This window comes from Roseateles saccharophilus (genome assembly GCF_031458095.1).
GTDB classification, from domain to species: domain Bacteria; phylum Pseudomonadota; class Gammaproteobacteria; order Burkholderiales; family Burkholderiaceae_C; genus Pelomonas; species Pelomonas saccharophila_A.
Genome location: NZ_JAVDXU010000001.1, coordinates 710,971 through 736,663, shown reverse-complemented (window position 1 = coordinate 736,663; position 25,693 = coordinate 710,971). Strand labels below are relative to the sequence as shown.

At 67.7% G+C, this 25,693-nt stretch carries 29 protein-coding genes and 1 pseudogene; 10 read left to right on the top strand and 20 right to left on the bottom strand.

Annotated elements, in window-relative coordinates; genetic code table 11:
• Nucleotides 1-133: 133 nt before the first annotated feature.
• Entirely contained in the window at nt 134-565 is a 432-nt protein-coding gene (locus J2X20_RS03215) for a YybH family protein (protein ID WP_310260759.1), read from the top strand.
• A 1-nt stretch (nt 566) separates the two neighbouring features.
• Here J2X20_RS03215 and metE read toward each other — a convergent pair whose 3' ends face one another.
• Nucleotides 567-2,888, bottom strand: a complete 2,322-nt coding sequence (gene metE, locus J2X20_RS03210) for a 5-methyltetrahydropteroyltriglutamate--homocysteine S-methyltransferase (RefSeq protein WP_310260756.1) — start codon at nt 2,886-2,888, stop codon at nt 567-569.
• A gap of 96 nt (nt 2,889-2,984) precedes the next feature.
• Here metE and J2X20_RS03205 point away from each other — a divergent pair, with 96 nt between their 5' ends.
• Entirely contained in the window at nt 2,985-3,908 is a 924-nt protein-coding gene (locus J2X20_RS03205; protein ID WP_310260753.1) for a LysR family transcriptional regulator, read from the top strand.
• On the opposite strand, the gene J2X20_RS03200 is transcribed toward J2X20_RS03205, so the two are convergent.
• The 4 genes and pseudogenes from J2X20_RS03200 to J2X20_RS03185 form a co-directional block, all read right to left on the bottom strand.
• Entirely contained in the window at nt 3,905-4,657 is a 753-nt protein-coding gene (locus J2X20_RS03200) for an MgtC/SapB family protein (protein ID WP_310260751.1), read from the bottom strand. The genes J2X20_RS03205 and J2X20_RS03200 overlap by 4 nt on opposite strands.
• Nucleotides 4,658-4,744: 87 nt before the next feature.
• Nucleotides 4,745-5,161, bottom strand: a complete 417-nt coding sequence (locus tag J2X20_RS03195) for a PilZ domain-containing protein (protein ID WP_310260748.1) — start codon at nt 5,159-5,161, stop codon at nt 4,745-4,747.
• 90 nt (nt 5,162-5,251) lie between these two features.
• Nucleotides 5,252-5,599 (bottom strand): FKBP-type peptidyl-prolyl cis-trans isomerase, encoded by a 348-nt coding sequence (locus J2X20_RS03190; protein ID WP_409034152.1) that lies wholly within the window; start codon nt 5,597-5,599, stop codon nt 5,252-5,254.
• Between the two features lie 30 nt (nt 5,600-5,629).
• Nucleotides 5,630-5,974: pseudogene (locus tag J2X20_RS03185) on the bottom strand (FKBP-type peptidyl-prolyl cis-trans isomerase); the annotation flags it as partial.
• A gap of 151 nt (nt 5,975-6,125) precedes the next feature.
• Between J2X20_RS03185 and J2X20_RS03180 the strand changes: the two are divergent.
• Nucleotides 6,126-6,467 carry a YciI family protein gene (locus J2X20_RS03180; RefSeq protein WP_310260744.1) on the top strand — a complete coding sequence of 114 codons (342 nt, stop codon included), beginning with the start codon at nt 6,126-6,128 and terminating at the stop codon, nt 6,465-6,467.
• A gap of 18 nt (nt 6,468-6,485) precedes the next feature.
• On the opposite strand, the gene gluQRS is transcribed toward J2X20_RS03180, so the two are convergent.
• Nucleotides 6,486-7,364 carry a tRNA glutamyl-Q(34) synthetase GluQRS gene (gluQRS, locus tag J2X20_RS03175; protein WP_310260741.1) on the bottom strand — a complete coding sequence of 293 codons (879 nt, stop codon included), beginning with the start codon at nt 7,362-7,364 and terminating at the stop codon, nt 6,486-6,488.
• Complete coding sequence (locus J2X20_RS03170) at nt 7,364-8,332, bottom strand: LysR family transcriptional regulator (RefSeq protein WP_310260739.1); 969 nt, start codon at nt 8,330-8,332, stop codon at nt 7,364-7,366. Before J2X20_RS03170 ends, gluQRS begins: the two co-directional genes overlap by 1 nt.
• Nucleotides 8,333-8,432: 100 nt before the next feature.
• Between J2X20_RS03170 and J2X20_RS03165 the strand changes: the two genes are divergently transcribed.
• Together J2X20_RS03165 and J2X20_RS03160 are read left to right on the top strand one after the other, a co-directional pair.
• The gene (locus J2X20_RS03165) at nt 8,433-9,170 is read left to right on the top strand and encodes a pirin family protein (protein WP_310260736.1); all 738 of its coding nucleotides are present in this window, start codon (nt 8,433-8,435) and stop codon (nt 9,168-9,170) included.
• Between the two features lie 36 nt (nt 9,171-9,206).
• Nucleotides 9,207-9,767, top strand: a complete 561-nt coding sequence (locus J2X20_RS03160) for a flavodoxin family protein (protein WP_310260733.1) — start codon at nt 9,207-9,209, stop codon at nt 9,765-9,767.
• 10 nt (nt 9,768-9,777) lie between these two features.
• On the opposite strand, the gene J2X20_RS03155 is transcribed toward J2X20_RS03160, so the two are convergent.
• Nucleotides 9,778-10,950 carry a DUF1501 domain-containing protein gene (locus J2X20_RS03155; RefSeq protein ID WP_310260730.1) on the bottom strand — a complete coding sequence of 391 codons (1,173 nt, stop codon included), beginning with the start codon at nt 10,948-10,950 and terminating at the stop codon, nt 9,778-9,780.
• 4 nt (nt 10,951-10,954) lie between these two features.
• Entirely contained in the window at nt 10,955-12,478 is a 1,524-nt protein-coding gene (locus J2X20_RS03150; RefSeq protein WP_310260727.1) for a DUF1800 domain-containing protein, read from the bottom strand.
• 335 nt (nt 12,479-12,813) lie between these two features.
• Here J2X20_RS03150 and J2X20_RS03145 point away from each other — a divergent pair, with 335 nt between their 5' ends.
• Together J2X20_RS03145 and J2X20_RS03140 are read left to right on the top strand one after the other, a co-directional pair.
• Nucleotides 12,814-12,909 (top strand): PEP-CTERM sorting domain-containing protein, encoded by a 96-nt coding sequence (locus tag J2X20_RS03145; protein ID WP_310265088.1) that lies wholly within the window; start codon nt 12,814-12,816, stop codon nt 12,907-12,909.
• A 78-nt stretch (nt 12,910-12,987) separates the two neighbouring features.
• Nucleotides 12,988-13,809, top strand: a complete 822-nt coding sequence (locus J2X20_RS03140; protein WP_310260724.1) for a hypothetical protein — start codon at nt 12,988-12,990, stop codon at nt 13,807-13,809.
• 14 nt (nt 13,810-13,823) lie between these two features.
• On the opposite strand, the gene J2X20_RS03135 is transcribed toward J2X20_RS03140, so the two are convergent.
• Nucleotides 13,824-14,816, bottom strand: a complete 993-nt coding sequence (locus J2X20_RS03135; protein ID WP_310260721.1) for a sulfate ABC transporter substrate-binding protein — start codon at nt 14,814-14,816, stop codon at nt 13,824-13,826.
• A 76-nt stretch (nt 14,817-14,892) separates the two neighbouring features.
• Nucleotides 14,893-15,858 carry a CysB family HTH-type transcriptional regulator gene (locus tag J2X20_RS03130; RefSeq protein ID WP_310260718.1) on the bottom strand — a complete coding sequence of 322 codons (966 nt, stop codon included), beginning with the start codon at nt 15,856-15,858 and terminating at the stop codon, nt 14,893-14,895.
• A gap of 119 nt (nt 15,859-15,977) precedes the next feature.
• Here J2X20_RS03130 and J2X20_RS03125 point away from each other — a divergent pair, with 119 nt between their 5' ends.
• Both J2X20_RS03125 and J2X20_RS03120 read left to right on the top strand, forming a co-directional pair.
• Entirely contained in the window at nt 15,978-16,859 is an 882-nt protein-coding gene (locus tag J2X20_RS03125; RefSeq protein WP_310260715.1) for a dienelactone hydrolase family protein, read from the top strand.
• Between the two features lie 122 nt (nt 16,860-16,981).
• On the top strand, nt 16,982-17,260 hold the full coding sequence (locus J2X20_RS03120) for a hypothetical protein (RefSeq protein ID WP_310260712.1): 279 nt from the start codon (nt 16,982-16,984) through the stop codon (nt 17,258-17,260).
• Here the strand turns inward: J2X20_RS03120 and J2X20_RS03115 are convergent.
• The 7 genes from J2X20_RS03115 to J2X20_RS03085 form a co-directional block, all read right to left on the bottom strand.
• Nucleotides 17,235-17,834 carry an RBBP9/YdeN family alpha/beta hydrolase gene (locus tag J2X20_RS03115; protein ID WP_310260708.1) on the bottom strand — a complete coding sequence of 200 codons (600 nt, stop codon included), beginning with the start codon at nt 17,832-17,834 and terminating at the stop codon, nt 17,235-17,237. The genes J2X20_RS03120 and J2X20_RS03115 overlap by 26 nt on opposite strands.
• 10 nt (nt 17,835-17,844) lie before the next feature.
• A complete protein-coding gene (locus J2X20_RS03110) occupies nt 17,845-18,063 on the bottom strand; it encodes a TOBE domain-containing protein (protein WP_310260706.1) in 219 nt (72 codons plus the stop codon).
• A 95-nt stretch (nt 18,064-18,158) separates the two neighbouring features.
• Nucleotides 18,159-18,440, bottom strand: a complete 282-nt coding sequence (locus tag J2X20_RS03105; RefSeq protein ID WP_310260703.1) for a hypothetical protein — start codon at nt 18,438-18,440, stop codon at nt 18,159-18,161.
• 149 nt (nt 18,441-18,589) lie between these two features.
• Nucleotides 18,590-19,648 (bottom strand): sulfate/molybdate ABC transporter ATP-binding protein, encoded by a 1,059-nt coding sequence (locus J2X20_RS03100; protein WP_310260700.1) that lies wholly within the window; start codon nt 19,646-19,648, stop codon nt 18,590-18,592.
• The gene (gene cysW / locus J2X20_RS03095; protein WP_310260697.1) at nt 19,648-20,529 is read right to left on the bottom strand and encodes a sulfate ABC transporter permease subunit CysW; all 882 of its coding nucleotides are present in this window, start codon (nt 20,527-20,529) and stop codon (nt 19,648-19,650) included. The genes J2X20_RS03100 and cysW overlap by 1 nt, the downstream gene beginning before the upstream one ends.
• A complete protein-coding gene (gene cysT, locus J2X20_RS03090; protein ID WP_310260696.1) occupies nt 20,526-21,395 on the bottom strand; it encodes a sulfate ABC transporter permease subunit CysT in 870 nt (289 codons plus the stop codon). The genes cysW and cysT overlap by 4 nt, the downstream gene beginning before the upstream one ends.
• A 168-nt stretch (nt 21,396-21,563) precedes the next feature.
• Nucleotides 21,564-22,574, bottom strand: coding sequence for a sulfate ABC transporter substrate-binding protein (locus tag J2X20_RS03085; RefSeq protein WP_310260693.1), 1,011 nt, complete (start codon nt 22,572-22,574; stop codon nt 21,564-21,566).
• Between the two features lie 161 nt (nt 22,575-22,735).
• Here J2X20_RS03085 and cynS point away from each other — a divergent pair, with 161 nt between their 5' ends.
• Complete coding sequence (cynS, locus tag J2X20_RS03080) at nt 22,736-23,179, top strand: cyanase (RefSeq protein ID WP_310260690.1); 444 nt, start codon at nt 22,736-22,738, stop codon at nt 23,177-23,179.
• Between the two features lie 109 nt (nt 23,180-23,288).
• Here the strand turns inward: cynS and J2X20_RS03075 are convergent, their stop codons facing one another.
• On the bottom strand, nt 23,289-24,452 hold the full coding sequence (locus J2X20_RS03075) for an NF038122 family metalloprotease (protein ID WP_310260687.1): 1,164 nt from the start codon (nt 24,450-24,452) through the stop codon (nt 23,289-23,291).
• Nucleotides 24,453-24,705: 253 nt separating this feature from the next.
• A complete protein-coding gene (locus J2X20_RS03070; protein ID WP_310260684.1) occupies nt 24,706-25,497 on the bottom strand; it encodes a PEP-CTERM sorting domain-containing protein in 792 nt (263 codons plus the stop codon).
• Nucleotides 25,498-25,693 lie beyond the last annotated feature (196 nt).

Sequence of the window (25,693 nt, the reverse complement as noted above, 5' to 3'; positions counted from 1 at the left end):
CCGGACCGCATCCCAACTCTTGTGGAGAGTCACAGATGTAGGCCCGCACCTACAGGCCAATGCAGACCCCTCCGGCCGGCCGCGCCGCTGCTGCGACCGACAGTGCGCCAATCTTGGCGCGCCGGGAGCCCGCATGAGCATCCGCACCGAAGCCTTCGCGCAATTCCTCAGAGAGCGAGAGGCCGCATCGCTCGACTATGTGCGTGGCCAGGCAGACAGTTTCATGGCCCTCGCGGCCACCGAGGGCGGCGCCAGCTTCTTTCCGCCGGGCGGCGGCCATGTCCAGGGCAATGAGGCCGTCAATGCGCGCTATGCCAAGGATGCCCGCGCCTTCAGTGAAAAGACGGAAAGCAGCCGCTTCGAGATATTCGACAGCGCGGCCGACGGCGAGATCGGCTACTGGACCGGGCTGCAGCACGCCAGGGTGCAGATGAAGGGCAAGGACGAGCTGGTGGCCATGACGTTGCGCGTGACCGAAGTCTTTCGCAAGCAGTCCGGCCGCTGGAAGATCGTCCACCGCCACGCCGACATGCTGGCCCAGCCCCAGCCGCGGCCTGGCGGCTGAATCAGCCGGCCTCGCGACGCAGCTCGCGAGCCGCCGCCACCATGCGCGCCAGCGCGGCTTCGGTCTCGGGCCACCCCCGCGTCTTCAGCCCGCAGTCCGGGTTGACCCAGAGCAGCTGCGGCGGGATGACCTCGGCAGCCTTCTTCAGCAGGCGCAGCATCTCGGCCGTGTCGGGCACGCGCGGCGAGTGGATGTCGTAGACGCCGGGGCCGATCTCATTGGGGTAGCGGAAGTCGCTGAAAGCCCGCAGCAGCTCCATGTCGGAGCGGCTGGTTTCGATGGTGATGACGTCGGCGTCCATGGCCGCGATCTCGGGCAGGATGTCGTTGAACTCCGAATAGCACATATGGGTGTGGATCTGGGTGTCGTCGCGCACGGCGCTGGCCGAGACGCGGAAGGCGCGCGTGGCCCAGGCGAGATAGGCCCTCCAGGCTGCGCGGCGCAGCGGCAGGCCCTCGCGGATGGCGGGCTCGTCGATCTGGATGACGGCGATGCCGGCGGCTTCCAGGTCGGCCACTTCATCCCGGATGGCCAGGGCGATCTGCAGGGCGGTGTCGGCGCGCGGCTGGTCATCGCGCACAAAGGACCATTGCAGGATGGTGATGGGGCCGGTCAGCATGCCCTTCATGGGCTTGTCCGTCAGGCTCTGCGCGAAGACGGTCCAGTCCACCGTCATGGCCTGGGGGCGGGACACGTCGCCGAACAGCACCGGCGGCTTCACGCAGCGCGAGCCATAGCTCTGCACCCAGCCGTTGGCCGTGAAGGCGAAGCCCGAGAGCTGCTCGCCGAAGTACTCGACCATGTCGTTGCGCTCGGCCTCGCCATGCACCAGCACGTCCAGGCCCAGTTCCTCCTGCTTGCGCACGGCGAGGGCGATCTCGCCTTGCATGGCCTCGCGGTAGGCGGGCTCTGCCAGCGTGCCGCGCTTGACGGCGGCGCGGGCAGCGCGGATCGCGGGCGTCTGTGGGAAGGAACCGATGGTCGTCGTCGGGAAGGCGGGCAGGCGCAGGCGCTGGCGTTGCGCGGCCTGGCGCGTGGGGAAGGGTGAGCGGCGCCGGTCGACATCCGCAGGCAGGGCCTTGAGGCGGGCCGCGACCGTGCCATTGCGCACCCGCCGGCTGGAGACGCGCGTGGCGCGTGAGATGCGGGACTCGGCCAGCTCGCGGGCCACGCTGGCCTCGTCGCCCCACAGCGCCCGCTTGAGCACGCGCAGTTCGTCCAGCTTCTCGACGGCGCCGGCCAGCCAGCCTTGCAGCTCGGTGTCCAGGGCCGCGTCCTGGCGCAGGCTGAAGGGCACATGCAGCAGCGAGCAGGACGGCGCCACCCACAGCCGGCCGCCACGCAGTTCCTGCACCTTGCGCAGTTGGGCGAGGGCCTGGTCGAGGTCGCTGCGCCAGATATTGCGGCCGTCGATGATGCCGACCGACAGCTCGCGGTCCAGCGGCAGGCGCAAGGCCACCGGCAGCAACTCGTCGGGCGCGCGCACGGCGTCTACATGCAGGCCGGCCACCGGCAGCTCGCAGGCCAGGGCGAGGTTGTCGCCCAGCGGCGAGAAATAGGTCGCCAGCAGCAGGGGCTGGCCGACGACGCCGAGGCGCGCATAGGCCAGGCGCAGCGCGTCCTGCCAGGCCGGCGCAAGGTCGAGGCCGAGGATGGGTTCGTCCAGCTGCACCCAGGTCACGCCGCGGGCGGCCAGGCGGGTTAGCAGCTGTTCGTAGGCGGGCAGCAGGCGCTTGAGCAGCACCAACCGGTCAAAGCCCTCCTGCTTGCTCTTGCCCAGGTAGAGGAAGCTGACCGGCCCCAGCAGCGCGACCTTGGGGCTGGCGGGCAGGGCGATGGCTTCATCGACCTCGGCGAGCAGGCGTTCGGCATTCAGGCTGAACTCGGTGGCGCTGTCGAATTCCGGCACCAGATAGTGGTAGTTGGTGTCGAACCACTTGGTCATCTCCAGCGCGGGCACGCCGTCGACATGCGTGCCGCTGCAGCCGCAGGCTTCGGTGTGGGCATGCGCGGTCGTGATGCCGCGGGCCATGGCGAAGTAGCGCTCCAGGGCGGCCTCCTGGCCGGTGAAGCCAAAGCGGGCCGGCTCGCAGCCGAACAGCTGGATCAGATGGGCGACATGGTCGTAGAGGGCGAAGTCGCCGACCGTGACATGGTCCAGCCCGGCGTCCTGCTGCAGCTTCCAGTGGCGGGCGCGCAGGGCGGCGGCCTGGGCTTGCAGTTCGGCGGCCGGCAATTCACCGCGCCAGTGGCGCTCCAGCGCCGTCTTCAGTTCGCGGTGCTCGCCCATGCGAGGGAAGCCCAGAATATGAGTCTTGATCATGATGAATCGAAAAGAGATGAATTTCGTTCGTGATGCTCGCCCCTCAGGCACAATGAATCAAACGAAACGTTTTTGGGTTCATCAACAGTTCTGCTCATGCAAACGCCGCTGGAATTGCGCCATCTGCGCACCCTGGTCGCCCTGCGCGAGGCCGGCAATCTGTCCCGTGCGGCGCAGTTGCTGAACCTGACGCAATCGGCGTTGTCCCACCAGCTCAAGGGCCTGGAGGAGCACTACGGCGCCGAGCTGTTCGCGCGAAAGAGCAACCCGCTCGCGTTCGGTGCTGTCGGCCAGCGGCTGTTGAAGCTGGCGGATGCCGTGCTGCCGCAGGTCGACGAGGCCGACCGCGATGTGCGCCGGCTGGTGGACGGTTCGGCCGGCCAGCTGCGCATCGCCGTCGAGTGCCACACCTGCTTCGACTGGCTGATGCCGGCCATGGACGCCTTCCGCGAACGCTGGCCCGAGGTGGAGCTGGACATCGTGTCGGGCTTCCAGGCCGACCCCGTCGGCCTGCTGCACCAGGACCGCGCCGAGCTGGCCATCGTGTCCGACGTCGATGCGGACGAGGCCGGTGTCGTCGTGCACCCGCTGTTCAGCTTCGAGATCGTGGCGCTGCTGCCCAAGGGTCATGCGCTGCTGGCCAAGCCGTGGCTGGAGGCGGCCGATTTTGCCGACCACACCCTCATCACCTACCCGGTGCCGGACGAGATGCTGGACCTGGTGCGCCGCGTGTTGCAACCCGCCGGCATCGCGCCGCCGCGCCGCACCAGCGAGCTGACGGTGGCCATGCTGCAGCTGGTGGCGAGCGGCCGCGGCATCGCGGCCCTGCCACTGTGGGCGGTGGAGAACTACCTGGCGCGCGGCTATGTGGCGCGCCAGCGCATCGGCGAGGCGGGGCTGACGGGGCGGCTCTATGCGGTCAGCACACCCAGCCTCGCAGCCAAGCCCTTTCTGGCTGACTTCGTACGGCTGATGCGCGAGACCTCGCTGCTGAACCTGGCGGCTGTCAGCCTGCTCTAGTTGCGGGCGTGCGTGACCCGGTAGCCGGCCACGCCTTGCAGCTCATGCAGGCGGCCGGTAAAGCGGCACAGCGTCTGGCCCTTGAAGTTTTGCTTGGCGGTGCAGACAAAGCGCCACTCTTCATGATCGCCCTGCTTCTCGATGCTCAATGAGCCTGGAGCGAACCGGTACCCCAGGCCGTCGGCGAACTCGGCCAGCTCGGCCTGGGTGAAGCGCCGGCCCGATTCACCGCGCAGCGTCACCGCGATGGCCGGGTGGGAGGGTAGGCGGCTCTCCAGCTTGGCGCCCCACATCATCAGCGTCGCGCACAGCAGCGTCAGCGCGATGGCCGCGAAATAAAAGCCCATGCCCAGCACGATGCCGATGGCCGAGGCCGCCCACATCGAGGCCGCCGTCGTCAGCCCGGAGATGTTCATGCCCTCGCGCATGATGACGCCGGCGCACAGGAAGCCGATGCCGGTCACCACGCCCTGGATGACCCGCGTCGGATCGATGAACTGCGGCAGCGGGCCGCCGGCCATGTGGCCGCCAAACCATTGGTCGGGATAGCCGACCAGGATGGTCACGGCGCAGGAGGCCATGCAGACCAGGGCGTAGGTGCGCATGCCGGCCGCACGGCCGTGGTAGGCCCGCTCATAGCCCAGCAGCAGGCCCAGCACCATGGCGCCCAGCAGATGCATCAGCATCAGCACATTGGCGGCCCATTGGCTGTCGGTCCAGTAGCGCAGCAGGTGGCCGGGTTCGAGCATGGGCGTGACCGGTGGCGGGGCGATGCTGCCCCGCGGCCACGCTAACCCAGTCTGATACGGCCCGCCAGAGGGCCGTTGTATGCCCGCCTAGGCGAGAGCCGTCATGCGCTCCACGAGCACGCAGCGCACCCATTTGCGCGCCGTGACATGGGCCGTCTGCGCGAGCAGGAACTCCTCGGCCTGGGAGTTGGCGGTTTCGAACTCGAAGCCGCCGAGCTGCACGATGCGGCTCAGCGGCCGCGTCCAGACGCGGCGCACGTCGGCGCTGAACAGGGGCACGCCCTCGTCCTCGCCGAGCAGCAGACGCAGCTCATAGTGCTGGGCATCCAGCGGCGGCTCGGCGGCGGCCAGGATCTGCAGGCCCGCCTCGCTGAGGTTGACGACGACGCCGCCGCGCGCCTCCGCCAGCCCCTCGGGCTTGATGACCCAGACCGGCAGCTGCTCATGCTCTTCAGGAACGAGAAAGAACTCGACGCGGGGGAAACGGCGTTGATCGATCGACATGGTGTGAGCTGGAACGTGGAGTCTGGATCACAGCATCTGCGAATGACAGGCGCTTGTCAGCAGCGCCGTCGTCCCCTGATTTGACTACGGTCAAACCGCCAGCAGATCGACCTCGAACAGCAGGGTGGCATTGGGCGGGATGACGCCGCCGGCACCGTAGGCGCCATAGCCCAGCTCGGGCGGCAGCACCAGCATGCGCGTGCCGCCGACCTTCATGCCCTGCACGCCCTCGTCCCAGCCGGCGATCACTTCGCCGCCGCCGAGGCGGAACTTGAAGGGCTGGCCGCGGTCCTTGCTGGAGTCGAACTTCTTGCCCTTCATGCCGTCCTTGAACAGCCAGCCGGTGTAGTGCACCGACACGCGCTGGCCCTTGGCGGCCTCGGCGCCGTCGCCGACGATGCGGTCCTCATACTGCAGGCCGGTGGACGTGGTGTGCAGGTTCAGCTCGACGGGCTCGGGGCCGCCGGCCAGGCCGAGCAGTTCGACATCAAAGCACAGGGTTGCATTCGGCGGAATGACGCCGCCGGCGCCGCGCGCGCCATAGCCCAGCTGGGCCGGGATGATCAGCGTGCGCTTGCCGCCGATCTTCATGCCTTGGACGCCTTCGTCCCAGCCCTTGATGACCATGCCGGCGCCGAGTTCGAACTCGAACGGGTCGCCACGGTCCTTGCTGGAGTCGAACTTGCTCGTCTTGGCGCCGTCGACCCAGAGCCAGCCCGTGTAGTGGACCGTGACGTCATGGCCGGCCGCCGCCTGCTTGCCGTCACCTTCGACGGTGTCTTCAAACTGCAGGCCGCTGGGCGTGGTGTTCATGGGGGAATCCTTGCTGTGGGGAAAGCCTTGGATTGTCGCCTCCTGGCCGGGGACGGTCGTTTCGTCGCCGGTGAGGTCTCGATGTCGATTTCTCAGCCCCTTGTTCGTCATGTCCCAGGGCGTCTTTGCCCTGCCGCTTCGAAAGAGACGCATGAACTATCTGCTCATCATGGCCCACGACGACGGGTTCGCACCCACGGAGCGCCTCATCGCGGAGATCATGAACTGGATCAAGTCGATGGAGGCTCGCGGTATTCGAGTCCAGGGCAACCCGCTACGGCCCGCCTCTGAGGCCGTCACCGTGCGCGTGAGGGATGGAAGGATCGGCCATTCTTCCGGGCCTTTCTCGCGCTCACGCGAACAAATGTGTGCGTATGAACTCATTCAGTGCGCCAGTCTCGACCTCGCTCTCGAGGTCGCAGCCCTACACCCGATGGCTGCTGTCGCCACGGTTGAGGTCAGGCCCGTGTGGGATCAGTTGGCGCAGGGTTGAGCCTGTTCCTGCTCGCCGCTAACGTTGACCCGCTGAATCCCTCACCAGCGCTTCCCATCTCGACACCACGCCGGCCAGCACATCCTCGACGCCGAGCGGCCCCTGCGGCAAGCGCATCCCCAGGCGATGGGCCGCCTCGCGCAGCCGAGCCGCCGGATCGCGCAGATCGAGGGCCGCCGCCCCGTTCTGCTTGGACAGCTTGTGCCCGTCCTCGGCCAGCACCAGCGGCGTGTGCAGATAGCGCGGCGTGGGCAGGCCCAGAGCGCGCTGCAGCGCGATCTGGCGCGGCGTGTTGTCGGCCAGGTCCTCGCCGCGGACGATGTCGGTGATGCCCTGGTCCGCATCGTCGACGACGACGGCGAGCTGGTAGGCCCACAGGCCGTCGGCGCGCTTCAAGACAAAGTCGCCGACCTCGGTCTCAAGGTCCTGTGACTGCGCGCCCAGGCGGCGGTCCAGCCAGTCGACATGACCCTCGACGCGAAAGCGCCAGGCGCGTACCGGCCGGCCGTTCGTGCCCTTGCGGCAGGTGCCCGGGTAGACCAGCTCGCCATGCTTGGCTCGGGGGCCGGCCGCCGCGGCAATCTCGGCACGCGTGCAGGCGCAGCCATAGGCGTGGCCGGACGCGATGAGGCGGTCCAGCGCCGCCTGGTACAGATCGCCGCTGTGCGATTGCCGGACGGGTGGCTCGTCGGGCTGCAACCCCAGGGCGTCGAGCTGTCCGAGGATGAGCTCGGCCATGCCCGGCGGGCAGCGTGGGCCGTCGACGTCCTCGATGCGCACCAGCCATTGGCCGCCATGGGCACGGGCGTCCAGCCAACTCGCCAGCGCGGCCACCAGCGAGCCCGCATGCAGCGGGCCGGTGGGCGAGGGCGCGAAGCGGCCGCGATATCCGCCCATCAGAGCAGCAGGCCCTCGTGCTGTTCGAGCAGGGCCCGCTGGGTGGCCGCGCCGCGCAGCTTGTCCAGCCACCAGGCCACGGCCTTGCCCGGCGCCTGGCCGGTGTCGCGCCAGGCATAGCTCATGGCGCTGACGCGCCGGCCCTCGTAGGTGGCCTTCTGCACCAGGCGGCCGGCCTCGACGTGCCGGCGCACCATGGGCGCCGGCAGGGAGCCGCAGCCCAGGCCGCGCAGCATGGCTTCGAGCTTGCTGGCCAGCGACGGCATGGTCAGCACGTCCTGGCCCGGCAACACGCCGATGGTGATGGCCTGCAGTTGCCGGGCGCTGTCGGCCACGGCAATGATGCGGTGGTCGGAGATCTGGGCCGCCGTCAGCGGCTCGGGCGCGCCGGCCAGGGGGTGGTGGGGCGCCACGCAGAAGACGAACTCGATCTCGCCGGCGGGCTCGCAGACGATGCTGCTGGTGGGCTGTTCGGGGCGTTTGCCGATGGCGATGTCGGCCTGGCCGTTGAGCAGGGCTTCCCAGGTGCCAGCCAGCACCTCGATGCGCAGCTTGAGCCGCGTCGGCGGCGGGCCGCCGCCCTCGGTCTTCTGGGCGTAGAACTCCTCCATCAGGTCGAAGAGGGCGCGGCGGGCGATGGCGTCGTCGACGGCCAGGGTCAGCTCGCTCTCCCAGCCGGTGGCGATGCGGCGCACGCGATTGGCCACGGCGTCCAGTTCCTGCAGCAGTCGCCGGCCCTCGACGAGCAGCTCCTGGCCGGCCGAGGTCAGCACGGCCTGGCGCGAGCTGCGGTCGAAGAGCAGCACGTCCAGCGCATCCTCGAGTTGGCGCACGGAATAGGTCAGGGCCGAGGGCACGCGCCCCATCTCGCGGGCCGCGGCGGCAAAGCTGCCGGTGCGGGCGATGGTGTCCATCATGGCCAGGGCCTCGGGGGTGAGGGCGCGGCGCTTGTCCTGGGAGGTCGACATGCGTTCAGTCTATTTGAATGGTGTCCCCGAGGCGGGCTCATCGATTGCCGCGGCAGCGACTCCTACATTGACTACATCGCCAACAAGCAAGGAGCCCAGCATGAAGAGCCAACTCATCAAGTCCAGTGACCGCGGCTACGCCGACCACGGCTGGCTGAAGTCCTTTCACAGCTTCTCCTTCGCCGACTACTACGACCCGGCCCGCATGGGCTTCGGGCCGCTGCGCGTCATCAACGAGGACAAGATCGCCCCGGGCACCGGCTTCGGCACCCATGGCCATCGCGACATGGAGATCATCAGCTATGTGCTGTCCGGCGAACTGGCCCACAGGGACAGCATGGGCAATGGCGAGAGTGGGGCGGCGCAAAACGGCAAGGAGGCGGGCGTCATCCGCCCCGGTGATGTGCAGCGCATGAGTGCCGGCACCGGCGTGCTGCACAGCGAGTTCAACCATGCCAAGGACCAGACGACCCATTTCCTGCAGATTTGGATCCAGCCGGATGCACGCGGCATCGCGCCGAGCTACGAACAGAAGCATTTCGACGCCGGCTCCAAGCGCGGCCAGCTGCGCCTCGTGGCGGCCAATGACGGCGCCGAGGGCGCGGTGACCATCCATGCCGACGCGAAGCTCTATGCCGGCCTGTTCGACGGCGGCGAATCTGCCGAACTGAACCTGGCCCCAGGTCGCATCGCCTATGTGCATCTCATTCGCGGCGCGCTTACCGCAAACGGGCAAGACCTGACGGCGGGTGATGCCTTGCAGCTTCGCGAAACATCGCGCCTCGCCCTGACCGGTGGCCGCGACGCCGAAGTCCTGGTCTTCGACCTGGCCGCCTGAGTTTTCCCATTCCCCCACCCACAGAGGAAGTCCTCCATGAGCAAGATCGTCGTTCTCTACCACTCCGGCTACGGCCACACCAAGAAGGTCGCCGAGGCCGTTGCCGGCGCGGCGGGCGCGCAGCTGATTGCCATCGACGCCGAAGGCAATATCACCGAAGCCGACTGGGCCTCGCTGGCCGCGGCCGACGGCATCATCTTCGGCACGCCGACCTATATGGGCGGCGCGAGCTGGCAGTTCAAGAAGTTCGCCGACGCCAGCAGCAAGCCCTGGTATGCCCAGGTCTGGAAGGACAAGATCGCCGCCGGCTTCACCAACTCGGCCACGCTGAATGGCGACAAGCAGGGCACCATCCAGTACCTGCATACGCTCAGCCAGCAGCACGGCATGATCTGGGTCGGCATGGGCCTGAAGGCGCCCAACCACAAGGCCGCCACGCGCGACGAGGTCAACAACCTCGGTGGCTACGCCGGCCTCATCACCCAGACCCCCAGCGATGCCTCGGCCGAAGAGATGGTGCCGGGCGATATCGCCACGGCCCGCCATTTCGGCGAGCGCGTGAAGGCGGTCGTCGACCGCTGGGCCAAGTCGGCCTGAAGCAAGCGCCTTAAACGAGGCCGATATCGCGTGCACTGGCCCCGGGGAAGACCTGGGCCAGCTGCGCGTCGTTCAGGCCGTACATGCGCCTGAACAGACCGCCGAACAGGGCCCGGTACTCGTTGAGCACCGGGTAGTCGCGGTTCTGGAACAGCGTGGCGGCCTTGACCTCCAGCTGTTCGCCGGCAATGCGGCCGCCCTTCACGCCGCCGCCCAGCACCCAGTAGGCGCTGCCGTGGCCGTGGTCGGTGCCGCGGTTGCCGTTCTCGCGGAAGGTGCGGCCGAACTCGCTGACGACGACGACCACGGTGTTGTTCCACTGCGGCCCCATCTCGTCGGCGAAGGTCGCCAGGCCCCTGCCCAGCTCGCCGAGCTTGGTGGCGAGCTGGCCGGTCGCGCCGCCTTCGCCCACATGGGTGTCCCAACCGCCGACGTCGATGAAGCCCAGGGTCACGCGCTCGCGCATCAGGCGTGCAATGCGGCGTGCCTCCAGTGCAAAGCCCTTGGCTGCGATGGCACCTCGGCTGGCAGCTTCCATTTCGCCGGCCATCTCCTTGGACACCTCGTCGCGCACCTCGAAGCCGCCGCTGACGGTGTTGGCCATGCGCGTGTTGGCATACATGCCGGCGATGACCTGGGCCTGGCTCGCATTGATGGCCGGCTTGCCGAGGTCGCGCAGGGCCTGGTTGGCGACGGGCAGATTGCCGCGCAGGATCAGCGGCACCTGGTCGGTGAAGGCCATGGCCTCCAGGCGCGAGCCTGCGCCCAGCACGCCGGCCAGGCGGTTCATGAAGCCGCTGCGGAAGTCGCGCGAACCCTCGTCGGCCTGGCCCAGCTCGATGTGGTCCTGGGTCTCGAAATGGCTGCGCGTCGTGTCGTTGGTGCCGGCAAAGGGCACGAAGGCGGCCTGGCCCTTGCCCCACAGCGGGTGGATGCTGTCGGCCAGGGCCGGTGCCAGGCCCCAGTTGGCGTCCAGCGGCAGGGCGGCCGACTTCGCGATGGCGATATTGGGCCGGGCCTCGTAATAGAAGCTCGACGAGGTCGGCACCAGCAGATTGGCCGCGTCATAGGCGCCGCGCAGGAAGACGACCAGCAGCCTTGGTGCCTCGGGCGTGGCGGCCCACAGTTGGGTGGGCAGCAGAGAGGCACCCAGGCCGAGGTGGAGCAGAAGGCGTCGGTCCATCACATCACCTGTGCATGAAGTCGGGGGAGGCCAGCAGATAGGTATTCCATTCCTGCGGCGAGGTGGCCTGGGCCAGGGCCTGCTGCGTCGGCGCGGCCAGGCGCGGCGCAATGCCCTCGTAGTAGAGCGGGTGGGCGATCTGCGGGAAGGCGGGGCGGTCCTTGGCCTCGCCCTCGACCTTGAAGAGGCCGGCGCTGCCGCTGCCGATCGCGCGGGCGATCTCGAAGCGCGTCGTCATCTGGCCGGGGCCGGCCCAGGCGCTCTCGTCCATGGCATAGCCGTCGGGTGTCTGGCGGTTGTAGGGCGCCTGGCCCAGGCGGTAGAGCCAGCCGATCATGGGGCCGGTGTTCAGCACGACCTTGTCGGCATAGGCCAGGCGCACGGCCGAGACGACGTAATGCGTGGGGTCCTTGAACTTGCGACCCAGCGACGCTTCGAACTCGGGCGAGCCGACCAGGGCGCGCAGCACCTCGGCGATGCGCCCGTCGCTCTGCTGCCAGCGCTCGGCCATGCGCTCCACCAGGGCCGGCGGCGGCTCGTCGGCGACGAAGTACTGGGCCAGCTTGCGCGACACGAAGCGCGCCGTGCTCGGATGCCTAGCCAGGAGGTCCAGCACCTGGTCCAGCTCGGCTTCGCCCTGGCCCTTGACGGTGATGCCGAGCAGTTTCTTCTCGCCGAAGTCGTGCCGGGCCGGGTTGAACTCCATCAGCCCGTCGCGGCGGTATTGGGCTTCCTGGGCCGGCTTGAGCTTGGGCTTGTTGTCGGTCAGGTTCACGCCCAGCCCGGTCAGCACGCGGGCCAGTTCCTGCACGTCACGCTGGCTGTAGCCGCCGCCAACGCCCAGGGTGTGCAGCTCCAGCAGCTCGCGGGCGTAGTTCTCGTTGATGCGGTTGGCGGCGTTCTGCTCGTTGTCGAGATAGCGCAGCATGGCCGGGTGGTGGGCCGTGTAGCCCAGCAGGTCGCGAAAGCGCCCCAGGGCCCGCTCGCGCAGGCCCTGCTCGTAGTCGCCCACCATGACGCGCAGATTGTTCTTGTACTGGTGGACGTTGAAGTGGTTGAACCAGAACCAGGTCAGCTGCTCCTGCACCTGGTTGGGCGAGTACAGCGCGTTCAGCAGCTGCCGCGTCGAGGCCTCGCGGGCCAGCTTGGTCAGGGCCTGCTGGTAGTTCTTCTGTGCCTCGACCTTGGCCGCGTCATCGGTCAGCGCGTCGGCGGCCTTGCGCTGGGCTTCCATCTGCTGCACCAGGGGCAGCAAGGGTTGCTGGCTGATGGAAAGGGCCTGGATCTGTGTCTTGGCGGCCTCGGGCAATACCGCTGGATCGACGGGTTTGAGCTGGGCATCCAGCCAGGCCTCGCGGCCATTGGCCTGCACGGTCTTGAGGTCGGCGCTGCTGGCGCCCCAAGTGAGACGGTCCAGCCAGAGCGCGTTGGCGGCGGCGCTGTGGGCACCGGGCACCTGGTGCGGGGTACCGGCACAACCGGCCAGCAAGGCGGCGGCACAGAGTGCGAGGCGGGGCAAGGCTTTCATCGCAGGCAGGCCTTTCGGGCTGAATCCGGGGCCAACGACCGGCCTTGGCCCGAGGTTGACTCCAGCAGGCTAGCAGACCCGTCGCCCCCCTAATGTGTCTGTCGGCCGACCTCATGTTGCTGGTTTGTAGCCTGGCCCGCATGGGCAGGGCGCTTTGTGTCGAGGTGGTGATATTTCGCAGACATGCCGGATACCCGCGCTGGCCACATTGCGGCAGCCAAGGTCCGCGGCAGTAGCCGGAACCTGCCCCAACGTGAATCAACCCGCTGACGGGCTTCACCATCTATGGCAGCAGTGCGTCAGCCACCCTTATCGACGACGTGACCTTGACGACCGTGACCACCGCCGTGCCGGAGCCCGCGCCGTCGGCCCTGCTGCTGGCCGGTGTGGCCGTCCTGGGCGGAATGACCTGGCGATGTCGACGCCGCTGAGCCAGTCGGGCGTGCAGCCGATGCACGCCCTGGACTCGCAGGCTTGCTGTCAGCGCACTCAGGCAGTAATGTCGGCGCATGCAAGGCGGTCGTCGAATTCCGCTCAGGGTAGGGCTGGCGCTGGTGACGCTCGGTTGGGTCGCCTCGGCTGCCGAGGCGGGCTGTTCGCGCGTGATCGATGTGCCGGTGTCACCGGCGGGCCGGCTGGTGTTCGTCGAGGACGAGCGCGTCGAGGGCGTGCTGCCGGAACTGCTGCGCGAGCGTGGCGTCCTGGTCGGATGCGAATTCCGGTTCAGCGTCGTGCCGCGTGCGCGCGCTGCCCGAACGGTGTTCGATGCGCAGGACGGCGATCTCTATTTGCCGGCGCTGCGCAAACCCGAGCGCGACCAGACCCATCTCTTCGTGCCCTTGAGCCGCCAGGGTGTGGCTGTGGCGACGCTACGCGCCCGTGCGCCGGTGCCGGCCGACCTGAGGCGGCTGCTCGCTGATAAGAGCCTGCGCGGCATTTTCGTGCGCGGCTACCACTTCGGTCCGGCCTATGGCGATTTCGTCGACCAGCTGCTGGTGGAGAAACGCGCCGATGTCGTGCCCGACATCGAGGCGCTGAGCCGCATGCTGCGGGCGGGCCGCGCTGATTTCACGCTGCTGCCCTATGTGACGGGGCAGGGTGCCCTGGACCTGGCGCCGCGGATGCCGCTGTCGCAGACGGCCTTTCGCATCGAGTTGCTGGAGAGCCTGCCGCTGATGGAGAGCGGTGTCTACCTGGCCAGGCGCAATCTCGATTCCGCCGATCTGGCGCTGCTGACGCAGATGTTCGAGCGAGCTGTCGCGGAAGGAGCACTCCGGCGGGCCTTTCTGCGTCACTACCCGCTGGAGGTTGTTGACCATCTGCGCTTTTGACGGCGCTGGTGCGCTTACTTCGCCCCCGGCGTGTAGATCTTGTCGAACACACCGCCGTCGTCAAAGTGCGTCTTTTGCGCCTGGCGCCAGGTGCCGAAGAGTTCGTCGATGGTGAAGAGCTTGACCGGAGCGAAGGTCTTGGCGTACTTGGCCGCGACCTTGGCGTCGCGCGGGCGGTAGTAGTTCTTGGCCGCGATCTCCTGGCCCTCGGGGCTGTAGAGGTAGTTCAGATAGGCCTCGGCCTGCTTGCGCGTGCCGCGCTTGTCGACGACCTTGTCGACGATGGCCACCGGCGGCTCGGCCAGGATGGAGACGCTGGGCGTGACGATCTCGAACTTGTCCGGGCCGAGTTCCTTGACGGCCAGATAGGCCTCGTTCTCCCAGGCGATCAGCACGTCGCCGATGCCGCGCTCGACGAAGGTCGTCGTCGAGCCACGGGCACCCGAGTCCAGCACCTTGGTGTTGGCATAGATGCGCTTGACGAAGTCCCTGGCCGAGTCCGGCGTGCCGCCGTTCTTCAGCGCATAGCCCCAGGCCGCCAGATAGTTCCAGCGCGCACCGCCGCTGGTCTTGGGGTTGGGCGTGATGACCTCGACGCCGCTGCGGGCCAGGTCGGGCCAGTTGCTGATCTTCTTCGGGTTGCCCTTGCGCACCAGGAAGACGATGGTCGACGTGTAGGGGCTGGCGTTGTTGGGCAGCTTCTTCTGCCAGTCCAGCGGCAGCAGCTTGTGGTCGGCGATGGCGTCGATGTCATAGGCCAGGGCCAGGGTGACGACATCGGCCTCCAGCCCGTCGATGACGGCGCGGGCCTGCTTGCCCGAGCCGCCGTGCGAGGCCTTGATGCTGACGGTCTCGCCCGTCTTGGCCTTCCATTGCGCCGCGAAGGCCTTGTTGAAGTCCTGGTAGAGCTCGCGCGTCGGGTCGTAGGAGACATTGAGCAGGGAGGTCTGGGCAAAGGCGCCGGTGGCGGCGAGAGCGAGGGAGAGAGCGGTGAGAAGGCGGCGCATGGTGTTTGAGTTAGGGGTGGAGCGGTTCACTCTAGGGATGAGGACAGGCGTCAGCAAAGAAGGAGTTCGCGCAAGCTCATGCAGCCTTTGACCAGGCCAACACAGGTTCGGCGGCAACCGGGGGCAGCTCGTGGCGTGCAGCGTCCACGACCTCCCGCTTCAGCGGCGAGGCAAAGGTCTGGATGAACTCATAGATGTAGTCGCGCAGATAGGCGCTGCGGCGCACGGCCAGCCGCGTCATGTTGTCCTCGAACAAGTGGCGGGCGTCGATGGCGCGCAGGTGGCGGTCGCGCTCCTCGTCGAAGGCGATGGCGGCGACGATGCCCACACCCAGGCCGAGTTCCACATAGGTCTTGATGACGTCGGCATCCATGGCGCTCAGCACGATGTGGGGCGACAGCTGGGCGGCGGCGAAGGCCTCGTCGATGTGGGAGCGGCCGGTGTAGCCGGGCTCGTAGGTGACGATGGGGAACTGGGCCAGCCGCGGCAGGGTCAGCGGGCCTTCCAGCAGCGGATGGCCGGGCGGCACCACGACCGAGTGGGTCCAGCGGTAGCAGGGCAGGGCGACGAGCTCGGGGTACTGAGCCAGCGCCTCGGTGGCGATGCCGACGTCCGCTTCACCATCCAGCAGCAGGCGGGCGATCTGCTGCGGTGAGCCCTGCTGCAGGTGCAGGCTGACATCGGGGTGATGGGCGCGGAAGTCGCGCACGGCAGGCGGCAGCGCATAGCGGGCCTGGCTGTGGGTGGCGGCGATGCGCAGGCGGCCGCTGCCGGCCTGGGCGAAGTCATCGGCGGCGCGCTTGAGGTTTTCGGCCTCCAGCAGCAGACGCTCGATGACAGGCAGGACCTGCTCGCCCGGCTCGGTCAGGCCGGTCAGTCGCTTGCCCACGCGCACGAAGAGCTCGATGCCGAGTTCCTCCTCCAGTTCGCGGATCTGGCGGCTGACGCCGGGCTGGGAGGTGTGCAGGGCCTGGGCGACTTCGGTCAGGTTGAAGCCGCGGCGTTGGGCCTCACGGACGGAGCGGAGCTGCTGGAAGTTCATGCGGCGCGATTCTGCGAAGCGCGGCCGCATCTGTCGTCGAACCATTCGCGATATCGATATTCACTTCTTGCGGGGTAGTCCCACTAAAGTTGGAGTTCCGACGCATAAGGACACCGGCGATGACCCCTCCGAACGACATCCCCGCCCAGGCCTGGCCCTTGTTCGACCGCTATGTGCATGGCGACCTGAGCCGGCGCGGCTTTCTGGAACAGGCGACCGCCTTCACGGGCGGCCCGGCCGGCGCCGCGGCCCTGCTCGCCGCGCTGAGCCCCGATTTCGCGGCGGCCCAGCAGGTCAAGCCCGATGACCCGCGCCTGGTCACGCGCCGCCAGGCTTTCGATTCGCCGCAGGGCAACGGCAAGGTGCAAGGCTATCTGGCCAAGCCGGCGAGCGCCGCGGGCAAGCTGCCGGCCGTGCTGGTCGTGCACGAGAACCGCGGCCTGAACCCGCATATCGAGGACATCGCGCGCCGCGTCGCGCTGGCCGGCTACGTCGCCTATGCGCCCGATGCACTGGCGCCGCTGGGCGGCTATCCGGGCGACGAGGACAAGGCGCGCGAACTTTTCGGCAAGCTGGACGCGGCCAGGACGCGCGCCGACATCATTGCCGCGGCGCGTGGCCTGCTGACGCTGCCGGATGCCAACGGCAAGCTCGGCGTCGTCGGTTTCTGCTGGGGCGGCTCATTGGCCAACTACGTGGCCACACAGGTGCCGGAGCTGGCCGTGGCCGTGCCCTTCTACGGCGGCGCGCCGGCGCTGGAGGATGTGCCGCGCATCAAGGCGCGGCTGCTGCTGAACTATGCGGGCAACGACGAGCGCGTCAACGCCAGCTGGCCGGCCTATGAGGCGGCGTTGAAGGCCGCCGGCGTGCGCTACGAGCAGTTCGTCTACGCCGGCACCCAGCATGGCTTCAACAACGACACGACGCCGCGCTATGACCCGGTGTCGGCCCAGTTGGCCTGGGACCGCACGCTGGCGGTGTTCAAGCAGGCGCTGACCTAGGCAAGGCATGACAGCGTCTTGCCGGTGCCTGGTGCAGGTGTTCGTTGCGATGGCACCTCCGACACAGCGGGCCGCCTGAAGCGACGCTGAACTCATTCGTCAGAGCACGTCAATGAAGTCCTATGCAAGCATCGCAAGCCGCGTGGTACGCATCCTCGGGCATCCAAACAGCGGCTGGTCGCGACGACAACGCGCTTGAGCTTGAGTTCCGGTTTGAGGTCACCGATGACGGAGACAAGAACTTCTTGCTCACTTATCAGTCGCTGGATGGACGCTATGCCGCGGACTCGTGGCATGAAACCCTGGAAGAGGCTTTGGCCAGCGCCGAGGGGGCCTATGGCGTCGCTGAATCGGAGTGGGTGATGCCCGCCGACGCTAGACCGCGAACGCCCACTCCCTGAACTCCGCATGTCTGGGCCGCTGCTCGGCGGCATGCCGTGCCCTTGCTGCCTCCACCCAGCTCTTGGCGATGGGGAAGGGCCCGAAGCCAGCCTCGGCATTGATATGGCCGACCGGCCCCAGATTGCTGTAGCTGGCGCCCCAGCGATGCGCCCAGCGCGCGGCGCTGGCGGCGCTCATCCAAGGGTCAGTGCTGCTGGCGATCAGGCGTGAGCGCCGCGGCAGGCGCTGGTGGGGCAGGGATTCGGCGATGCCGAACTTGTCGGGCTCGGCGGGCGCGACGAAGAGGGCCTCGCGCACCGGCGAGTCCGGGTGGTCGGCGAGATGGCGGGCCAGGGCCAGGCAGCCGAAGCTGTGGGCGACGGCCAGCCATTCGCCCTGTCCGTCTGATGTCGCGGCCACCTCCAGCGTGCGCTGGATGCGTTCGGCCCAGCGCTCCAGCTCCGGCCTGCTCGGGTCACGCTGCGTGACACGGCGGGCGTCGCGGTACTGGCTCTGCAGCCAGGTCTGCCAATGCGTCGGGCCGCTGTCGTTCAGGCCCGGAATGATGAGGACGCGCGGTGGGCGGTATGGCATGGAGTCGCCCTCAGAACACGGCCAGGGACACCTCGGTGGACTTGACGAGGGCGACGACCTCGCGGCCGACCTCCAGGCCGAGGTCCTTGACCGAGCGCGTCGTGATGACCGAGGTGACGACGTCGCCGTTGCGCGTGACGACGTCGACCTCGGAGACGACCGGTCCTTCGATGATTTCCTTGATGGTGCCGCGGAACTGGTTGCGGACATTGATGGCGGTGATGCTCACGGGAGGCTCCAGGGGATGGGTGTGGAACCAGTGTGTGCACCCCGCCCCTCGCAGGGAAGGAAGCAATCCTCAGCAGCGCATGCGGGTGCCGAATATCAGCGCCGTCGCGGCTTGGGCTTGGCGGCGACGGCAGTGCGCTGCAGCGCCTGGCAGTCGATGGTGGCGCCGTCCGGTGAGGGCTGGTCGACACAGGCGTCATAGCCGGCGTTGCCCGGTTGGGTCGGGCCGGCGGCGGGGGGATCGAAGCGCAGCGGCTTGCTGTCGTTGCGGGCCTTGGCGCCCATCGCCTGGGGCTTGGCCGCAGCGAGCGAGGGGGCCGCGCAGACGCAGACCAGGATGAGCGCGACGCACAGGCGCGCGGTGGTGAAGCCAGCCATGGGCATCTCCCGGCCGGCGTCGTGGTAGGTCGGAGCCCATGCCGGCGGTGGCCCCCGTGAGCCAAAGACTAGGCGGGGCTGCGCCGAGCGGCCAGCCGCTCTCCCCAGGCTTGGGGAGGCTGCGTGGCCGGCAAGTTAGGGGTTCAAGCTCAGATACCGGCGCCGGCCTCGAACAGGCTGAGCCTGGCCGCGCTGAGCTTGACGCGCTGGCCGCCCTGCAGCTGCAGCTCCTCGGCCTGGTCGCGCGTCAGCTCGGCTTCCAGCGGTTGGCCGTCCGGACCGATCAGCTCGACGCGGGCGCTGGCACCGAAGGACAGCACGCGCTCTACCGTCGCCGACAGGCCCTGCGCGGACTCGTCGGTCAGGATCTGCAGCTCATGCGGGCGCGCATAGGCCTGCACCTCGCCATCGTTGTGGGCGCCGGCGTGTGGCAGCTGGTGCTCGCCGATGTGCAGCACGCCGCCGCGCGACTGGCCGACGAAGCGGTTGACCGCGCCGAGGAAGCCGTAGACGAAGGGCGTGGCCGGGCGCTCGTAGACCTCCTGAGGCGTGCCGACCTGCTCGACGCGGCCATGGTCCATCAGCACGATGCGGTCGGCCACTTCCAGGGCCTCGTCCTGGTCATGGGTGACGAAGATGCTGGTGATGTGCAGCTCGTCGTGCAGGCGGCGCAGCCAGCGGCGCAGTTCCTTGCGCACCTTGGCGTCCAGCGCACCAAAGGGTTCGTCCAGCAGCAGCACGCGCGGCTCGACGGCAAGCGCGCGGGCCAGCGCGATGCGCTGGCGCTGGCCGCCGGAAAGCTGCGGTGGGAAGCGGTCGCCCAGCCAGTCCAGCTGCACCAGCTTGAGCAGTTCGGTGACGCGCTTCCTGATCTCGGCTTCGGGCAGGCGCTGCTTCCTGGGCTTGACGCGCAGGCCGAAGGCGACGTTGTCGAACACCGTCATGTGGCGGAACAGCGCGTAATGCTGGAAGACGAAGCCCACCTGGCGCTCGCGCACATGGGTGTCAGAGGCGTCCTGGCCGTCCAGCAGCACACGGCCGCTGTCGGCCTGCTCTAGGCCCGCGATGATGCGCAGCAGCGTCGTCTTGCCGCAGCCCGAGGGGCCGAGCAGGGCGACCAGTTCGCCGCGCGGGAAGTCCAGCGACACGTCACCGAGGGCGGTGAAGTTGCCGAAGCTTTTGTGGATGTTCTGAACCTGGATGCCCATCACGCTTCCTTAACCGACTGGCTGGCACGCCACTCGATGAATTGCTTGATCACCAGCGTCACCAGCGCGAGCAGCGCCAGCAGGGACGCGACGGCAAAGGCAGCCGCGAACTGGTATTCGTTGTAGAGGATCTCGACATGCAGCGGCAGCGTGTTGGTCAGGCCGCGCACATGGCCGGAGACGACCGACACGGCGCCGAACTCGCCCATGGCGCGTGCATTGCACAGGATGACGCCGTACAGCAGCCCCCATTTGATATTGGGCAGGGTGACGCGGCGGAAGGTCTGCCAGCCGCTGGCGCCGAGCACCGTCGCGGCTTCTTCCTCGTCCTTGCCCTGGGCCTGCATCAGCGGGATCAGCTCGCGGGCGACGAAGGGGAAGGTCACGAAGACGGTCGCCAGCACGATGCCGGGCACGGCGAAGATGATCTTGATGTCGTGCTCCTGCAGCCAGGGCCCGAACCAGCCCTGGGCGCCGAAGATCAGCACATACATCAGGCCGGCGACGACGGGCGAAACCGAGAAGGGCAGGTCGATCAGCGTGATCAGCAGCTGCTTGCCGCGGAACTCGTGCTTGGCGATCAGCCAGGCGGCGCTGACGCCGAACACGAGATTGAGCGGCACGGCGATGAAGGCCGCGGTCAGCGTGAGCTTGATGGCCGAGAAGGTCTCTTCGTCGGCCAGCGACGAGAAATACAGCTCCCAGCCCTTGCGCAGCGCCTCGGTGAAGACGGCCACCAGCGGCAGCAGCAGGAAGATGGCGAAGAAACCCAGGCCCAGCACCAGCAGCGTCAGCCGCACGCCTGTGGATTCGCGCGTGGCGGGGTTGTCCTGGTATTTGGCGCGGGCGCGCGCCGGGGCGAGGTGCAGGGCGGTGCTCATTTGCGCGTTCCCCGGCTGCTGCTCCAGGCCTGCAGGCCGTTGATGATGAGCAGCAGCACGAAGCTGACGATCAGCATGACGGCGGCAATCGCCGTGGCGCCCACATAGTCGTACTGCTCCAGCTTGGCGATGATCATCAGCGGCGTGATCTCGCTGACCATGGGGATGTTGCCGGCGATGAAGATCACCGAGCCGTATTCGCCAACGGCGCGCGCGAAGGCCAGCGCAAAGCCGGTCAGCAGGGCCGGCGTCAGCGTCGGCAGCACCACATAGCGGAAGGTCGTCCAGCGCTGGGCGCCCAGCGATGCGGCGGCTTCCTCGAGCTCGGTCTCCATGTCCTCCAGCACCGGCTGCACGGTGCGCACGATGAAGGGCAGGCCGATGAAGATCAGGGCCAGCAGCACGCCCAGCGGCGTGAAGGCGATCTTGGTGCCGTTCTCGCCGAACAGCGGCGCGAACACGCCGCCGGGTGCAAACATCGAACCGACCCAGCCATTGGGCGCGTACAGGGCCGTCAGCGCGATGCCGGCCACGGCGGTGGGCAGGGCGAAAGGCAGGTCGATCAGCGCATCCACGAGCTTCTTGCCCGGGAACTCATAACGCACGATGCACCAGGCCAGGATGAGGCCGAAGAAGAGATTGATGAGGGCGGCGATCAACGAGGCGCCGAAGCTGAGCTTGTAGGAGGCCATCACGCGCGGTGACGTGGCGGCGGCCCAGAAGGCGTCGAAGCCATGGCCCGAGGACTTCAGAAAGACCGCGGCCAGCGGCACCAGCACGATGAGGGACAGGTAGAACAGCGTGAAGCCCAGCGTCGGGGCAAAGCCGGGCAGCACGCGTCGTCGACCTAGAGAGAAGGATGCCATGTCGAAGTTATAGGTTCTGCGTTGCGGGCCGAGCGCCGGGCCGCTCCCTAGCCGGCCCGCGGCGGGCGATGTGCTTGCGGCTCGACGCCGCAAGCATCGCCGTCCCCACGGGGGACCGACCAGACTTGCCCGCGTTCAGCGAGGCAAGCTGGGCGAGGGGCTTCATGTCTAGCGTTTGATGCTCGCCATCACCTGGTCAAACGTGCCGCCGTCCGCGAAGTGCTGCTTGCTGACCTTGGCCCAGCCACCCAGCGTCTGGTCGACGGTGAACAGCTTGATGTTGGCGAAGCGCTGGGCGTGCTTCTTGAAGACGGCCGGGTCGCGCGGACGGAAGTTGTTCTTCGCGATGATTTCCTGGCCTTCCGGCGTCCAGTGGAAGTCGAGGTAAGCCTTGGCCAGGGCCGCTGTGCCCTTCTTGGCCGCCACCTTGTCGACGATGGCCACGGGGGCATCGGTCTCGATGGAAATGCTGGGGTTGACCTGCTCGAACTGGCCCTTGCCGAACTCGTTCTCGATCAACTCGACCTCGGCCTCGAAGGTGACCAGCACATCGCCGATGCCACGCTGCGTGAAGGTGGTGGTGGCGCCGCGGCCGCCGCCGTCCAGCACCGGCACATTGGTCAGCACCTTGGTGACCAGCTCCTTCGCCTGGGCCTCGCTGCCGCCATTGGCGATGACGCTGCCCCAGAGGGCCAGATAGCTGTAGCGGCCGTTGCCGGTGACCTTGGGGTTGGGGATGATGACCTGCACGCCGGGGCGGGCCAGGTCGCTCCAGTCCTTGATGCCCTTGGGGTTGCCCTTGCGCACGAGGAAGGTCATGGTCGACGAATAGGGCGCTGCGTTGTTGGGGAAGCGGCTGCGCCAGTCGGCCGGCGTCAGGCCGGCGCTGGCGAGCTGGTCCACGTCGGTCGCCTGGTTCATCGTCACGACGTCGGCTTCCAGGCCGCCGATGACGGCGCCGATCTGCTTGCTGGAGCCGCCATGGCTCTGGTTGACGCTGACGGCCTGGCCCTTGGCCTTCTGCGCGGCGATGAAGGCCGGGTTGATCTGCTTGTAGAGCTCGCGCGCGACGTCATACGAGACGTTCAGCAGGGCCGGGTCGGACGCAAAGGCGGGCAGGGCGGCCGAGGCGGCGAGCAGGGCCAGAACGGCACGGCGGGTGGGCAGGAAGAAGGACATGGCGGGGCCGTCGAATGAACGAAGCCGCGAGAGTGCCCGAACTCGCTTATTCGCCAAACGACAGTTTGCTTATTTCCTTATTCGATAACCACTCAAGCGTGGCACAGGGCTTGCTGGCCTCATGAGCGGCAACTGTTTGCCACTCAACCTGGAGACCCCGCATGAGCCGCCTCGACGTGACCGAAAAAATCATCGCCACCAAGGTGGCCAAGGGCCTGAAGTGGGCCGACGTGGCCGAAGCCGTGGGCCTGTCCAAGGAGTGGGTGACGGCTGGCTGCCTGGGCCAGATGACCTTCAACGACGCCCAGGCGGCGACGCTGGCCAGGCTCTTTGACCTGAGCGAATGCGAGGCCCAGTGGCTCAAGGTGGTGCCCTACAAGGGCAGCCTGCCCACATCGGTGCCGACCGACCCGCTGATCTACCGCTTCTACGAGCTGATCAGTGTCTACGGCACGACCTTCAAGGAGCTCATCCACGAGGAGTTCGGCGACGGCATCATGAGCGCCATCGACTTCAAGATGGACCTGCAGCGCGAGCCCAATCCGGCCGGCGACCGGGTCAGCATCGTCATGAGCGGCAAGTTCCTGCCTTACAAGACCTACTGACCGGTCCGCGGTGGGCTCGGTCTTCGACAGGCCAATGAAATCGCCCCGGCGCGGCGGCGTGCTCTGCACGCGCCGCGACCGGGGCGATCCGCCAAGGCGGCGCTAGGGCTCAGCCTTGCTGCTTGCGGCGGCGCGTGACCAGCCCGGCAGCAAACAGGCCCAGCAAGGCCACCGACCAGGTCGCCGGCTCAGGCGTCGCGAACTGCTCGTAGATCTGCGCCGTGGTCAGCTCGTAGTCGGGGTGGGCCAGCACGTCGAAGTTCACGTTCCAGCCGATGGCATCAAAGGCAGCCAGGTCCAGCGCGGTGACCGAATCCATCTTGCCGCCGCAGATGTAGGGATTCATGACGCCCAGGAAGTTGTTGCACGGCGTGGCCTGGTTGGGCTCCTTCCAGTGCGAGGCCTGGTTGCCGTCGCCGGTGGTCTCGCCCGTCGAGAAATAGCCGCTCCACAGGGGCGTGGCGCCGCCATCCAACGAGAAGTAGGCCGGCTGGTTCGGTGCCCAGTTCAATTGGCCCGGGGCGCTGTAGCGGAACATGTCCAGGCCGTAGCTCCACCAGGCATCATCGACCGAGCCGCTATAGCCATTGCTGTAGTCGAAATCGTCAGCGCCGCTGACGAAGCCCAGCGCATGCCCGATCTCGTGGATGGCCACGCCGATGAAGTCGTAGCTGCCGGCCTGGATGCCGTTCGTCGGGTCGAAGTCGAAGGCGAACTGGTTGGAGAACTGGATGGTGCCGTCGATGAAGTTCGGGCCGAAGTTGGCACCCAGGGCCTTGGCGTTGGCCGTGGTCAGGGCCAGCGTGCTGTTGATGGCGTCGTCGGGCGCCAGCCGGGTGCCGCCGGCGACGTTGATGCCGGTGCTGGTTGCCGGTGAGAGATAGGACGGCACCAGGGCGGACACGCCGCCATTGCCATTCAGCGGCGACAGGTTGGCCACGGCCAGGTTGTCCAGCGCGCTGGTCTTGTTGGCGTTCAGCGCGCCGTAATACGCAGAGATAGGCACGAACTGCGTCAGGCTGGAGCCGGTCGAGCCCAGCACGCCCGGCGGCAGCCCACCGTAGCCCACATTCAGCTCGATCGTGGCGTTGTTGGTCAGGACCGATTCCCAGTACTTGGCGGCGATCCTGAAGCCCACCTCGGCCTGCGTGCCGGTCACCTGGGCGGCGCCGCCGAGGTCGTGCAGGATGATGGTGGCAGCACCGGCGGGCGCAGCCAGGACGACTGCCGAAGCCGCCGCGAGGATGAATGACTTGATTGCGGCGTTGGCCATTGAACTTCCCTGTCTATCCGAGTGAGCGCGAATGAGGCGCGAATGCTAGTGCGCAAATCGCCGGCACTGGCGTGGGGCAGCGTCCTGAAGCCCCCCTGCGTGAGGGGGGGCCAACAGTCTGGAAAGCACTGGCTTGCCGAGTTAGGGAACTTCGGGCGATGTGGCGAAGTTCCAGCCCTGCAAGAAGCCGCCGACCCGCAGAAACGGACAAGGGAGCCGAAGCTCCCTTGTCCAGGCGCCCCCCGGTGCTTGTTCAGACGGCCGCGCGGGCCTTGCGGCGGCTCAGGCCGAGGGCGGCCAGTGCCACACCCAGCAGACCCAGGCTGGCGGGCTCGGGCAGGCGGCCGACATTGGCCGTCGCGAAATCGAACTCACCGCCCAGCACATAGCCGATGGTCAGGCCGGTCTGCAGATGCTGGCCGGTCTTGCTGTATTGCTGCATGGTGTTGCCGGCGTCGACCACCCACAGCGTCTGGTCGAGGTGATCCAGGGCCAGGCCGCCGGTCACGGCGCCGGCCAGCGCGAAGCTGCCCAGCTGGGTGCCGCTCATGTCGTAGTGGCGCAGCAGGTTGCTGCCGAAGCCGATGATCCACAGCGAGTTGTCGGTCTCGTCGTAGGTGATGCCCAGGCTGCTCGAACCCGCATTGAACAGCGTGGTCGCGCCGGCGAAGTTGCGGTCGGTGCGGATGACGGCGCCCGTGTTGTACGAAACCGTGTAGTTGAAGCTGCCGTCGGTCGTGGAATCGTCGGTGTCCTGGTAGCCGCCGACTTCCTCGGCATAGTTCACGCCGGCGTAGCTGCCGCCCAGCGTGTACTGAGCACCGGCGCCGCAGTTGGTGCCCGCGGGGTTGGTGCGCACGTCGTTGTAGACGTTGATCGACCACTCGCAGCCATTTTGGGCGGCCCAGCTGTTGACCATGCTGTTGCCTTGCACGACCACGATGCGCTGGCCGTTAACGGAGGCGTAGTAGTTGCCGACCGGACCGGCGAGAGCGGCGGAGCCTGCGAGCAGCAGAGCGGCGGTGGCGAGGGCTTTCTTCAGCATGGCGATGGACCTTTTTGGATTGTTGACCCCTAGTACTAGGGGGGATTCGCCAGATGCGATGCAAGTGATGGGCCAGGCCGCCCCCTTGAATGAATGGTTTCCCTATGAAGTCGACCTGCCGCGCCGCACCGGGTGAAAACGTCGGGCGCAATGGCTGTCATGCAGGCCGACACCCGCGTTTTGGTGGGCCTTCTGG

Excerpts from the sequence above, each read along its gene's own strand:
- J2X20_RS03215 (WP_310260759.1), top strand. The coding sequence starts at position 134 with ATGAGCATCCGCACCGAAGCCTTCGCGCAATTCCTCAGAGAGCGAGAG.
- metE (WP_310260756.1), bottom strand. The coding sequence starts at position 2,888 with ATGATCAAGACTCATATTCTGGGCTTCCCTCGCATGGGCGAGCACCGC.
- J2X20_RS03205 (WP_310260753.1), top strand. The coding sequence starts at position 2,985 with ATGCAAACGCCGCTGGAATTGCGCCATCTGCGCACCCTGGTCGCCCTG.
- J2X20_RS03200 (WP_310260751.1), bottom strand. The coding sequence starts at position 4,657 with ATGCTCGAACCCGGCCACCTGCTGCGCTACTGGACCGACAGCCAATGG.
- J2X20_RS03195 (WP_310260748.1), bottom strand. The coding sequence starts at position 5,161 with ATGTCGATCGATCAACGCCGTTTCCCCCGCGTCGAGTTCTTTCTCGTT.
- J2X20_RS03180 (WP_310260744.1), top strand. The coding sequence starts at position 6,126 with ATGAACTATCTGCTCATCATGGCCCACGACGACGGGTTCGCACCCACG.
- gluQRS (WP_310260741.1), bottom strand. The coding sequence starts at position 7,364 with ATGGGCGGATATCGCGGCCGCTTCGCGCCCTCGCCCACCGGCCCGCTG.
- J2X20_RS03170 (WP_310260739.1), bottom strand. The coding sequence starts at position 8,332 with ATGTCGACCTCCCAGGACAAGCGCCGCGCCCTCACCCCCGAGGCCCTG.
- J2X20_RS03165 (WP_310260736.1), top strand. The coding sequence starts at position 8,433 with ATGAAGAGCCAACTCATCAAGTCCAGTGACCGCGGCTACGCCGACCAC.
- J2X20_RS03160 (WP_310260733.1), top strand. The coding sequence starts at position 9,207 with ATGAGCAAGATCGTCGTTCTCTACCACTCCGGCTACGGCCACACCAAG.
- J2X20_RS03155 (WP_310260730.1), bottom strand. The coding sequence starts at position 10,950 with ATGGACCGACGCCTTCTGCTCCACCTCGGCCTGGGTGCCTCTCTGCTG.
- J2X20_RS03150 (WP_310260727.1), bottom strand. The coding sequence starts at position 12,478 with ATGAAAGCCTTGCCCCGCCTCGCACTCTGTGCCGCCGCCTTGCTGGCC.
- J2X20_RS03140 (WP_310260724.1), top strand. The coding sequence starts at position 12,988 with ATGCAAGGCGGTCGTCGAATTCCGCTCAGGGTAGGGCTGGCGCTGGTG.
- J2X20_RS03135 (WP_310260721.1), bottom strand. The coding sequence starts at position 14,816 with ATGCGCCGCCTTCTCACCGCTCTCTCCCTCGCTCTCGCCGCCACCGGC.
- J2X20_RS03130 (WP_310260718.1), bottom strand. The coding sequence starts at position 15,858 with ATGAACTTCCAGCAGCTCCGCTCCGTCCGTGAGGCCCAACGCCGCGGC.
- J2X20_RS03125 (WP_310260715.1), top strand. The coding sequence starts at position 15,978 with ATGACCCCTCCGAACGACATCCCCGCCCAGGCCTGGCCCTTGTTCGAC.
- J2X20_RS03120 (WP_310260712.1), top strand. The coding sequence starts at position 16,982 with ATGCAAGCATCGCAAGCCGCGTGGTACGCATCCTCGGGCATCCAAACA.
- J2X20_RS03115 (WP_310260708.1), bottom strand. The coding sequence starts at position 17,834 with ATGCCATACCGCCCACCGCGCGTCCTCATCATTCCGGGCCTGAACGAC.
- J2X20_RS03105 (WP_310260703.1), bottom strand. The coding sequence starts at position 18,440 with ATGGCTGGCTTCACCACCGCGCGCCTGTGCGTCGCGCTCATCCTGGTC.
- J2X20_RS03100 (WP_310260700.1), bottom strand. The coding sequence starts at position 19,648 with ATGGGCATCCAGGTTCAGAACATCCACAAAAGCTTCGGCAACTTCACC.
- cysW (WP_310260697.1), bottom strand. The coding sequence starts at position 20,529 with ATGAGCACCGCCCTGCACCTCGCCCCGGCGCGCGCCCGCGCCAAATAC.
- cysT (WP_310260696.1), bottom strand. The coding sequence starts at position 21,395 with ATGGCATCCTTCTCTCTAGGTCGACGACGCGTGCTGCCCGGCTTTGCC.
- J2X20_RS03085 (WP_310260693.1), bottom strand. The coding sequence starts at position 22,574 with ATGTCCTTCTTCCTGCCCACCCGCCGTGCCGTTCTGGCCCTGCTCGCC.
- cynS (WP_310260690.1), top strand. The coding sequence starts at position 22,736 with ATGAGCCGCCTCGACGTGACCGAAAAAATCATCGCCACCAAGGTGGCC.
- J2X20_RS03075 (WP_310260687.1), bottom strand. The coding sequence starts at position 24,452 with ATGGCCAACGCCGCAATCAAGTCATTCATCCTCGCGGCGGCTTCGGCA.
- J2X20_RS03070 (WP_310260684.1), bottom strand. The coding sequence starts at position 25,497 with ATGCTGAAGAAAGCCCTCGCCACCGCCGCTCTGCTGCTCGCAGGCTCC.